The 10,355-nt window shown below is 69.0% G+C and carries 7 protein-coding genes; 6 read left to right on the top strand and 1 reads right to left on the bottom strand.

Translation table 11 applies throughout. From position 1 onward, the window contains the following. The 6 genes from tsaE to trxA form a co-directional block, all read left to right on the top strand. Positions 1 to 426 (top strand): tRNA (adenosine(37)-N6)-threonylcarbamoyltransferase complex ATPase subunit type 1 TsaE (tsaE, locus tag sphsw_RS01390; RefSeq protein ID WP_081874046.1); only part of this gene is annotated, 426 nt, incomplete at its 5' end. Continuing rightward, complete coding sequence (locus sphsw_RS01385; protein ID WP_031439048.1) at positions 423 to 1,391, top strand: aminoglycoside phosphotransferase family protein; 969 nt, start codon at positions 423 to 425, stop codon at positions 1,389 to 1,391. The genes tsaE and sphsw_RS01385, both read left to right, overlap by 4 nt. Next, a complete protein-coding gene (locus tag sphsw_RS01380) occupies positions 1,388 to 2,143 on the top strand; it encodes a nucleotidyltransferase family protein (protein WP_031439047.1) in 756 nt (251 codons plus the stop codon). The genes sphsw_RS01385 and sphsw_RS01380 overlap by 4 nt, the downstream gene beginning before the upstream one ends. Next, positions 2,136 to 5,078 (top strand): double-strand break repair protein AddB, encoded by a 2,943-nt coding sequence (gene addB, locus sphsw_RS01375; RefSeq protein ID WP_031439046.1) that lies wholly within the window; start codon positions 2,136 to 2,138, stop codon positions 5,076 to 5,078. Before sphsw_RS01380 ends, addB begins: the two co-directional genes overlap by 8 nt. Next, positions 5,065 to 8,493 (top strand): double-strand break repair helicase AddA, encoded by a 3,429-nt coding sequence (addA, locus tag sphsw_RS01370; protein WP_031439045.1) that lies wholly within the window; start codon positions 5,065 to 5,067, stop codon positions 8,491 to 8,493. The genes addB and addA overlap by 14 nt, the downstream gene beginning before the upstream one ends. 65 nt (positions 8,494 to 8,558) lie before the next feature. After that, positions 8,559 to 8,882, top strand: coding sequence for a thioredoxin TrxA (gene trxA, locus sphsw_RS01365; protein WP_031393340.1), 324 nt, complete (start codon positions 8,559 to 8,561; stop codon positions 8,880 to 8,882). 58 nt (positions 8,883 to 8,940) lie between these two features. Here the strand turns inward: trxA and argJ are convergent, their stop codons facing one another. Continuing rightward, positions 8,941 to 10,161, bottom strand: coding sequence for a bifunctional glutamate N-acetyltransferase/amino-acid acetyltransferase ArgJ (gene argJ, locus sphsw_RS01360; RefSeq protein ID WP_031439044.1), 1,221 nt, complete (start codon positions 10,159 to 10,161; stop codon positions 8,941 to 8,943). Positions 10,162 to 10,355: the final 194 nt, after the last annotated feature.

The following is a 10,355-nucleotide window of genomic DNA, read 5'->3' as shown; positions in this document are numbered from 1 at the left end:
CCCGCCGCGACCGAGGCGTTCGGCGCGAAACTGGCAGCGCACGTCAAGGCGGGTGACGTGATTGCGCTGACGGGGACGCTCGGCGCGGGGAAGACGAGCCTGGCACGCGGGCTGCTGGCCGCGCTCGGTCTGGTCGGCGAGGCGCCATCGCCGAGTTTCGCGATCGTCCAGCCCTATGCACCACCCGAGGTGCGTCTGCCGGTGCTCCACGTCGATCTGTACCGGATCGACGATCCGGACGAGATCGTCGAGCTCGCGCTTGACGACGCGCGTTATGATTCCGTTCTGATCGTCGAATGGCCAGAGCGGGCGGGGCCGGACTATTGGCCGGACGCGCTTCGGCTCGACCTCACGATCGAACCGGACGGCACGCGCGGCTTGACAGCCGGAGTGCCGGAGGGTTGGACGCGGCGATGGCCGATATGACACCCCCGGCGGGCGCCGCCGCATTTCTCGACGCGCATGGCTGGGCGGGGGCGACGCTCCTGCCGGTTGCGGGGGATGCCTCGTTCCGTCGCTATTTCCGCGTCGTCGCCGGGACACGCCACGCGATCCTGATGGACGCGCCGCCGCCACATGAAGACCCGCGCCCGTTCATCGCGGTCGCACAGTGGCTGGTCGAGCGGACGTTCCGGGCGCCTGCGATCCTCGCGAGTGACCTGACGCAGGGGCTCGTGCTGATCGAGGATTTCGGCGATGATCGGTTGCGCGAGGCGATCGACGCATCGTCCGACAAGGGCATGGCGCTCTACGCGCCCGCGATCGACCTGCTCGGCCGTCTTCACTCGCACCCGGCCGGACCATTCGCACCCTATGATCGTGCCGTCCTGGCGCGCGAGGCCGCGCTGTTCGTCGACTGGTATTGCCCGGCCCTCGGGATCGTCCCGGACCGGGCGGGCTGGGATGCGGCATGGGACGCCGTGTTCGATCACGGGATCGCGACCGACCCCGTCACCGTCCTGCGCGATTATCATGCGGAGAACCTGATGCTGCTCGCGCCGGACGGAGCGCTCGGCCTGCTCGACTTCCAGGATGCGCTCGCCGGGCACCCGGCCTATGACCTCGTGTCGCTGTTGCAGGATGCCCGCCGCGACGTCGATCCGGTGGTCGAGGCAGCGATGCTCGCGCGCTACCGCGAAGCGACGGGCGTCGGTGACGAGTTTCTCGACGCCTATCACGTGCTCGGCGCGCAGCGGAACGCCAAGATCCTCGGCATCTTCACGCGGCTGTGGAAGCGCGACGGCAAGCTGCGCTACCCGACCTTGTGTCCCCGGGTCTGGACGTATCTCGAGCGTGACCTGGCCCAGCCGGTGATGGCACCGGTCGCGGCCTGGTTCGATGCCAATGTGCCGGCAGCATTGCGCGGCGACCCGCTGGCGTTGGCGGCATGAGCGGCCAGCGGATGATCCGTCCGATCCCGCGCGGGACGGTGCCCGAGACGGCGATGGTGATGGCGGCCGGGCTCGGCAAACGGATGCGGCCGTTGACCGCGACGCGCCCCAAGCCGCTGGTCGAAGTGGCCGGCAAGGCGCTGATCGACCATGTCTTCGATCGGCTGCAGCGTGCCGGGATCGCCCGCGCGGTGGTCAATGTTCACTATCTGGCGGATACGTTGCAGGCGCATGTCACCGATCGTTACCCCGATATCGAGGTCGTGATTTCGGACGAGCGTCGCCGGTTGATGGAGACGGGCGGCGGGCTGGTTCAGGCACGTACCCTGCTCGGCGATGCGCCGGTTCTGGTGGTCAACAGCGACAATCTCTGGATTGACGGACCGGTCGACGCGATCCGCCTGCTTGCGTCGCGCTGGGACGATGCGACGATGGATGCGCTGCTGCTGATGGTTCCGCTCGCCCGCGCGCACAATCATGGCGGTCCCGGCGACTTCCATCTGGCAGCGGACGGGCGGATCACCGGACGACGCAAGCCGGGGCGGGTCGCACCCTTCGCCTTTACGGGCATCCAGATTCTCCACCCGCGCGTCATCGCGGATTGGCCCGAGGGACCGTTTTCGACGAACCTGTTCTGGGACCGTGCGATCGCCGCGGGTCGTGCATTTGGCCAGGTCCATCAGGGCCTGTGGTTCGACGTTGGCACGCCCGGCGCAATTCCGAAGACCGAGGCGATCCTGGCCGGTGGCTGAACGGACGGGGCCAACCCTCTACACCATCCCCGCCCATCGCGCCTTTGCCGACGCGCTGGTCGCGGGTTTGCTCCGGCGGGCAGGGCAGGATCCGCTGGCGCTCGCCCGCGCGCTGATCCTGTTGCCGAACAACCGCGCGATCCGGGCGGTGACCGATGCGTTCGTGCGGGCGAGCGGCGGGGGGCTGGTGTTGCCGCGGATGATCGCGCTGGGCGACACTGGGCTGGGCGAAGCGGTCGGCGCGGCGCTCGATCCTGCGGACGATGTCGATCCGCCGCTGCCAGCAGTGCCGCCCTATCAGCGGCGGATGATCCTTGCGCGGCTGGTGTCGGAAGAACGCCGGCGCGGGGGGCATCCGATCGATGCGGCCGAGGCGGTCCGACTTGCCGGCGAACTCGCCAAGACGCTCGACCAGCTGCTCGTCGAGGAGGTCGCGCCGACGCGCCTGCACGAGATCGAACTCGGTCCCGAACTGACCGAACACTGGCAGCGCGCATTGTCGACGTTCGACGTCGTGTTGCAGCGATGGCCGGGCGAGCTGGCCCGCCTGGGGCGGATCGACGCGGCGACTCGGCGCGCCGCGCTGCTCGACAGATTGGTGGTGCGGTGGCGTGCGACGCCGCCGGCCGGGCTGGTCTGCGCTGCGGGCGTCACCGACTCCGCACCGTCGGTCGCGCGCGCCCTGCGTTGCGTCGCAGACCTGCCAGGCGGCATGGTGGTGTTCGCGGATCTCGATCTGCACCTGCCCGACGAGGAGTGGGATGCGCTGGGACCCCACCCGCGAAACCCGGATACCGGGCTGACGCGGCGGTCGATCGAAACGCATCCGCAATTTCATCTAAAGCTCCTGCTCGAACGCATGGGCGTCGGGCGCGCCGAGGTTGCGACCTGGCGCGAGGGCGGTGGCCATGACGCCGACACGACCCGAAGCCGCGCTATCGCCAATGCACTGGCCCCCGCCGACTTCACGGGAAAGTGGACCCGGCTGGGGGCAGAGGATCGCCGCCTGAAGGGGGTGACGGTCGCCGAACTGGCAACGCCCGCCGAAGAGGCGCAGGCGATCGCGCTGGCCTTGCGCGGCGTGCTGGAGGAGCCGGGACGGACAGCCGCGCTCGTTACGCCCGATCGCGCTCTGGCGCGGCGTGTCGCGGCGCATCTTGGGCGCTGGCAGATCCTGATCGACGACAGCGCGGGCCGGCCCTTGTCGATCCTCCCGCCCGGGACTCTCATCCTCGCGCTGGTCGAGGCTGCGGCACAGCGTTTCGCACCGCTCGCGTTACTGGCGTTGCTGAAGCACCCGCTGGTTCGCAGTGGCGATACCCGGCTGGCGTGGCTCGACGGCGTTCGTGCGCTCGATCGCGCGTTGCGCGGACCGCGGCCCGCTGCGGGGCTCGATGCTGTCGATGCGCATCTGCGCGCCGGAACGGCGAAGCGCTGGTGGCCGGAGGCGCAAGCGCTGCTCACGCCGATCGCCACGGTATTCGAACGCGGCGCCCAGCCGCTCGGCCCGTTGCTGGCGACCGTTCGCGAGACGGCCGCGGCGCTGTGCGGCGATGAACTCTGGGCCGGCCCCGCGGGGCGGGCCGCGGCGCAATGCCTTGCCGATCTCGAGATCGAGGCCGATGCTGGTCCGCCGCTCGTCGATCCGGGCGAACTCGCGCAGCTTTTGCGGACCTTGCTCGACGAGGTTGCGGTGCGGCCATTGCAGGGCGCGCATCCGCGTCTGGCGATTTACGGACTGCTCGAGGCGCGGTTGCAGACCGCCGACCTGATGGTCCTGGGCGGGCTGAACGAAGGCATGTGGCCAGGCCGTCCTGCGCCGGACCCGTGGCTCGCGCCGCGGATCCGCGCTGAACTCGGGCTGCCGGGCCTTGAGCGGCAGGTAGGGACGTCGGCGCATGATTTCGCCCAGGCGCTCGGCGCGCCGCGGGCGATCGTCACACGTGCGCGCCGCGACGCCAAATCGCCGGCATTGGCGTCGCGACTGTGGCTGCGTCTGCAGGCACTTGCAGGGGACAGGTTCGAGCGCGCCGAGGCGCTCGAGGCGTGGACACGCGATCTCGACGATCCGCGGGCGCACCGGCCCGCCGACCGTCCGGCACCGTCACCGATCGCCGCGCTGCGGCCAAGGCTGATTTCGGTGACCGAGGTCGACCGGTTGAAGGCCGACCCCTATGCCTTCTATGCGCGCCGGGTGCTCGGACTGATGCCGCTCGACCCGGTCGATGCGGATCCGAGCGCGGCGTGGCGCGGCACCGCGGTCCACGACATTCTCGAACAATGGTGGAAGCACGACGCCTGCGCGATCGATGCATTGCGGCCGCGTGCCGAAGCGATGCTGCGCGACGAGCGGACGCACCCGATGATGCGTGCGCTCTGGCAGCCGCGGCTGCTCGAGGCGATCGACTGGATCGCGGGCACGATCGCGGCGCAGGCCGTCGATGGCCGGGTCGTCGCCAGCGCTGAAGGCAAGGGCGAAATCGCGATTGCGGGGGTCACGCTGCGGGGACGGTACGACCGTGTCGACCGGCTGCCGGGCGGCGAGCTGGCGATCATCGACTACAAGACCGGCAAGCCACCCTCGGCGACCGCGGTGCGCGCGGGCTATAGCCTGCAGCTGGGGCTGCTCGGCCTGATCGCCGAGCGCGGCGGCTTTGCCGATGTCGCGGGCAAGGCGGGTGCGTTCGAATATTGGTCGCTTGGCAAGAAGCGCGATGCGTTTGGCTATGTCGAGAGTCCGGTCGATCCCGAAGGCAAACGCGACAAGATCCCGACCGCGGATTTCACCGCGACGGCGGCACACAACTTTACCGAGGTCGCGGGAAACTGGCTCACCGGCAGCGCCGCCTTCACCGCCAAGCTCGTGCCGGAATACGCCCCCTATGCCGAGTATGACCAGCTGATGCGCCGCGATGAATGGTATGGTCGTGAATAGCGGCGAGCTTCGCACATTGCCCCGTCTCAAGGGCGCGCAGGCGGCGGCGAGTGACCCCCGCGCCCATGTCTGGCTGTCCGCATCGGCGGGAACCGGCAAGACCCAGGTCCTCGCGGCGCGCGTCTTTCGGCTCTTGCTGCGCGGTGTCGATCCGGGCGCGATCCTGTGCCTGACCTTCACCAAGGCGGGCGCCGCCGAAATGGCACAGCGGATCAACGGGCGTCTTGCCGCATGGGTGCGGATGCCCGGTCCCGCGCTGGGTGCCGATCTGATCGCCCTGGGGGAGGTCCCGGACCAGGCGTTGCAGGATCGTGCGCGGACGCTGTTTGCCAAGGTGCTCGACGCGCCGGGGGGCGGGTTGCGGATCCAGACAATCCACGGTTTCTGCCAGGGCCTGCTGGCGGCGTTTCCGGTCGAAGCGGGGCTGACCCCGGGTTTTCGCCCCCTGGAGGCCCGCGAGGAAGCCGGGCTTGCGCGTGAGGCGCTGGCGGGGATGCTCGCGGACGCCGAGCGTGAGGGGCGGGAGCGTCCCGTCGAGATCGTCGGCCGCTTGTCCCTGCGGATGGGGGAGGGCGGTGCCGAGGGGTTCCTGATGGCCTGCGCACGGGCGCTGCCCGCGCTCGAGGTGTTGCCGTCGGGTATCCGCCCCTGGTTGCGCCGGACGCTCGAGCTGCCCGCGGGCGATATCGACGAGGCGGTCGCGGACTGGTGCGAGGCGCTGGATATCGACGCGATCATGCGGATCGGCGCGGCCAACCGCGCGTGGGGAACCGCGACAGGGCTGAAGCAGGCGGCGGTGGTCGAGGCGTGGCTCGTGTCGCCGGACCGTGCGGCGATGCTTCCCGACCTCACAGGCGTCGTGCTGACGGCCAAGGGGGAGCCCCGCAAGGCACAGAAGAAGCTGATCGATCTCGAACCTGACTATGAGATCCTGGCACAGGATGTCGGCGCGGCCTGCGCCGATATCGCATCGATGATCCAGCGCGTCGCCTATGCCGATCTTCTCGCCGACGGGCTGGAGGTCGGGCGCGATTATGCGCGCGCTTATGCACTCGCGAAACGGCGCGTCGGCGGGGTCGATTTCGACGATCTGATCGCGACGACCGTGGCGTTGCTCGACCAGCCCGGCATCGGCGAATGGGTCCGCTACAAGCTCGATCAGGCGACCGAGCATGTCCTGATCGACGAGGCGCAGGACACCAATGCCGACCAGTGGCGGATCGTCCGCGCGCTCGCCGACGAATTCTTCGTCGGGCGCGGCATCTATGCGCCGTCGACGCGCACGCTGTTCACGGTCGGCGACTGGAAGCAGGCGATCTTCGGCTTTCAGGGGACTGACCCGTTCAACTTCGCCGCCGCAGAGCTACATTTCGGGCGGCGTGCGCTTGAGGTTGCGGGTGACGACGAATGGCCGGAGGCGGAGCGGGGCCTGCCGCTCGAGCGGCTGTCGCTGACCCATTCCTTCCGGTCGACCCGGCCGATCCTCGCGTTCGTCGATGCCGCGGTCGCCGCGGCGGGCGACCCCGGCCTTGGCGCGATCGGCGAGCTCGAGGTCCATGCGAGCGAGGTCAAGGGCCCCGGCAAGGTGACGCTGTGGCCACCGGTCATCGCAGGGGGGAGCGAGGACGACGAGGAGGGCTGGGTCGATGATGCGGTCCGCAAGCTCGCGGGCGATATCGCCAAGGCGGTCCGACGCTGGCTCGCGCCCGACGGGCTGATGCTCGAGAGCAAGGGGCGACGGCTGCGTCCCGAGGACGTGATGATCCTCGTGAAGCGGCGCGGCGATCTCGCGTCGCTGATCGTCGCGCGGCTTTATGCCGAGGGCGTGCCCGTCGCGGGCGTCGACCGGCTGCGCCTGAACGCGCCGCTCGCGGTCCAGGATCTGCTCGCGACGATCCGCTTCGTGTTGCAGCCGGAGGACGATCTGAGCCTTGCCTCCCTGCTGGTCTCGCCGCTTATCGGCTGGACGCAGGACGAACTGATGGCGGCGGCGCCACGTGAGGCCGGCCCGTTGTGGCGACATCTTCAGCGGACGCAGTCCGCCGAGCGCCTCGCGCCGCTGCTCGCGATGCTCGCACGTGCGGACATCGCAACGCCATATCAGTTTCTGGAGGAGCTCCTGTCCGGGCCGCTCGACGGACGGCGCAAGCTGATCCTGCGGCTGGGGACCGAAGCGCGCGATCCGATCGAGGAACTGCTCAACGCAGCACTGACGTTCGAGAGCAATACGACACCGTCGCTGCAGCGCTTTCTCGACTGGTTCGATCGCGGCGATGTCGACATCGTCCGCGATCCGTCGGCGCCGCTCGATGCGGTGCGCGTGATGACCGCGCACGGCGCCAAGGGTCTGCAGGCACCGCTGGTGATCCTTGCCGATGCGACGGCCGATCCCGCCGCCGCACCGCGGTCGATCCTGAAATGGACTCCCGAGGACATGGTCGCGCCGCTGCCGGTGTTCCGTCCGCGCAGCAACGAGCGGGGTGGCCCCCTCGATGCGGTGGTGACGGCAGCCGAGCGGCGCGAACTGGAGGAGCATTGGCGGCTGTTCTATGTCGCGGCGACCCGCGCCGAGGAGCGTCTGGTCATCGCGGGCGCGCTCGGTACGCGGGCGCAGGGCATTGCGCCGGTGACGAGCTGGTATGGCGCCGCGGATCGCGCGCTGACGGCGTTGGGCGTGGCGGACGCGGAGGGCGAGCGAATCTTCGTCGGCGACGGGACGGAATTTCCGGTACCGGTCAAGCCCGCGGCGAACGACGTGGCCGTGCCTTCCCAGACTATACCGGACTGGGCCCGGCACGCGGCACCGAAGGAGTCACGACCGTCGCGCCCGCTGTCGCCGTCCGCGCTCGGCGAGGATGCGGTGTCCGACCCGCCGCCGACCCCGGAGATGCGGCTTGCGGCCGAACGCGGCGCGTTGATCCACAAGCTGCTCGAGCGCCTTCCCGCGGTCGACGGCGGTTCGCGTGCGGCGGCGGCGGATCGCTGGCTCGGCCAGGCCGGCGGTGTTTCCGATCCCGCCGCGCGTGCGGAAATTGCAGCAAGCGCGATCGGCGTGATCGAGGATCCGCGCTTCGCTGACCTGTTCGGTATCGACTCGCTTGCCGAAGCGCCGATCGCGGCGACGTTGGCGGACGGCATCGTGGTATCGGGAACGGTCGACCGGCTGCTGATCGGCGCGGAGACCATCCGGGTGATCGATTTCAAGACCGGGCGGCGTGCGCCGCGCGAGCTCGACGAGGTGCCGGACTATCATCTCAAGCAGATGGCCGCCTATGCGGCGGCGTTGCGGGTGATCTTTCCGGGGCGGACGATCGAAGCGGCGTTGCTGTACACTGCGGCACCCCGATTGATCGAGATATCGGCCGATATGCTCGACAGGCACAAGCCGCGCTATGCGATGATGGAGCAAAGCTAGGCTGTCGACGGTTGAGACGCGTGCAGCCGGACCCTAGATTACGGTATAACGAAGGAGATATTTCAGTGGCGACCAAGCAGATCACCGATGCGAGCTTCAATGCCGACGTGCTGAACGCCGACGGCCCCGTGCTCGTCGATTTCTGGGCCGAATGGTGCGGGCCGTGCAAGATGATCGGGCCGAGCCTCGAAGAGCTGTCCGAGGAACTGGGCGAGAAGGTGACCATCGCCAAGCTCAACATCGACGAGAACCCCGATGCGCCAGGCCAGTATGGCGTGCGCGGGATCCCGACGATGATCCTGTTCAAGGGCGGCGCCCCGGCAGCAACCAAGGTTGGTGCGGCACCCAAGGGCCAGCTCAAGGCGTGGCTTGAAGGCGAGCTCGCCTAAGACGGTACGCGCCGCTACCGCCACCTCAGATCTTTTGAGGTGGCGGTTAGAGGCAGACTCAGCTTCGATAGTCGGCGTTGATCGAGATATAGCCGTGCGTCAGGTCGCAGGTCCACACCGTGGCCGCACCGTCGCCCAGCGCGAGATCGACGCCGATCTCGATGTCCTGCCCCTTAAGATGGTCCGCAACGGGCGCCTCGTCATAACCGCTGAGCGCCAGCCCGCCCTCAGCCACTTGCGTGTTGCCGAACCGGATCGACAACGTGTCGCGGTCGGCAGGCTCTCCCGCCTTCCCGACGGCCATCACGACACGACCCCAATTGGCGTCCTCGCCGGCGACCGCCGTCTTGACCAGAGGCGAGTTGGCGATGCTCATCGCGATGCGGTGTGCGCTGCGGTCGCTCTCTGCGCCGGTCACCTGGATCTCGATCAGCTTCTGCGCGCCTTCGCCGTCGCGGACGACCAGCAGGGCGAGCTGGTGGCACAGATCGGCCAGTGCCGCACGGAACGCGTCCGCGCCGATGCTATCGTCGTCGCTGAGCGGCGCGTTGCCGGCCTTACCCGTCGCGAATGCGAGCACCGTGTCGCTGGTCGAGGTGTCGCTGTCGACGGTGATGCACGAGAAGCTCGGCGCATTGGCCTTGGACAGTGCGGCCTGGAGAAACGCAGGCTCGACCGCGGTATCCGTGAAGATGAAGCCGAGCATCGTCGCCATGTCCGGTGCGATCATCCCCGAGCCCTTGATGATGCCGACCAAAGTGACGGTCCGATCGCCGATCACCGCGGTCGTCACCGCGCCCTTGGTAAATGTATCGGTGGTCATGATGGTCGCGGCGGCATCCTCCCAGCCGCACGGCGTGGCTGCGAACGCAGCGTCGAGCCCGGCTTCGGCCTTGTCGATTGGCAACGGCACGCCGATCACGCCGGTCGAGGCGACGAACACGTCCGAGGGCTGGCAACCGAGATGCGCGGCCGTTCGTGCGGCGATCGCCTCGACCGCGGCACGGCCACGCGCACCAGTGAAGGCGTTCGAATTGCCCGCGTTGACGACAAGCGCGCGCGCCTGTCCGAGAGTCAGTGCCGCGCGGCACCACTCGACCTCGGGGGACGGACATTTGCTCTGCGTAAGGACGCCCGCAACGACCGTCCCTGGATCGAGCGTCACGAACGTCAGGTCGCACCGGTCCCAGGCCTTGTAGCCGGCACGCGCGACATGCGGCACGACCCCGTCGATCAACGGGGCGGCGGGGAAGGGCAAGGCGAGCGGCGAGATCTGCATCCGGCCTTCATAGACGCTGCGGTCCGGCCTGCAAGATCGCGGGTTGCGTCTGACAGCCGCCCGTCGACCGGGGTCCGGTGCGGTTGGGGGCTATAGAATGACATCGGCGTGCTTCGGTGGTCGGCGAGCTCCGTCAGGGTCGTCATTCCTACGCACGACGCCGTCCCGTTACGGATCGAGCGTCCGCGCGTTCG

Origin of the sequence: Sphingomonas sp. FUKUSWIS1, assembly GCF_000733135.1 — a bacterium.
Taxonomy (GTDB): Bacteria; Pseudomonadota; Alphaproteobacteria; order Sphingomonadales; family Sphingomonadaceae; genus Sphingomonas; species Sphingomonas aerolata.
The sequence above is the reverse complement of the archived record's forward strand: the minus strand, read 5'-3'. Positions and strand labels throughout refer to the sequence as shown.

Bases quoted from the DNA above. Each gene is read 5' to 3' on its own strand.
- sphsw_RS01385 (WP_031439048.1), top strand. From the start codon at position 423: ATGACACCCCCGGCGGGCGCCGCCGCATTTCTCGACGCGCATGGCTGG.
- sphsw_RS01380 (WP_031439047.1), top strand. From the start codon at position 1,388: ATGAGCGGCCAGCGGATGATCCGTCCGATCCCGCGCGGGACGGTGCCC.
- addA (WP_031439045.1), top strand. From the start codon at position 5,065: ATGGTCGTGAATAGCGGCGAGCTTCGCACATTGCCCCGTCTCAAGGGC.
- argJ (WP_031439044.1), bottom strand. From the start codon at position 10,161: ATGCAGATCTCGCCGCTCGCCTTGCCCTTCCCCGCCGCCCCGTTGATC.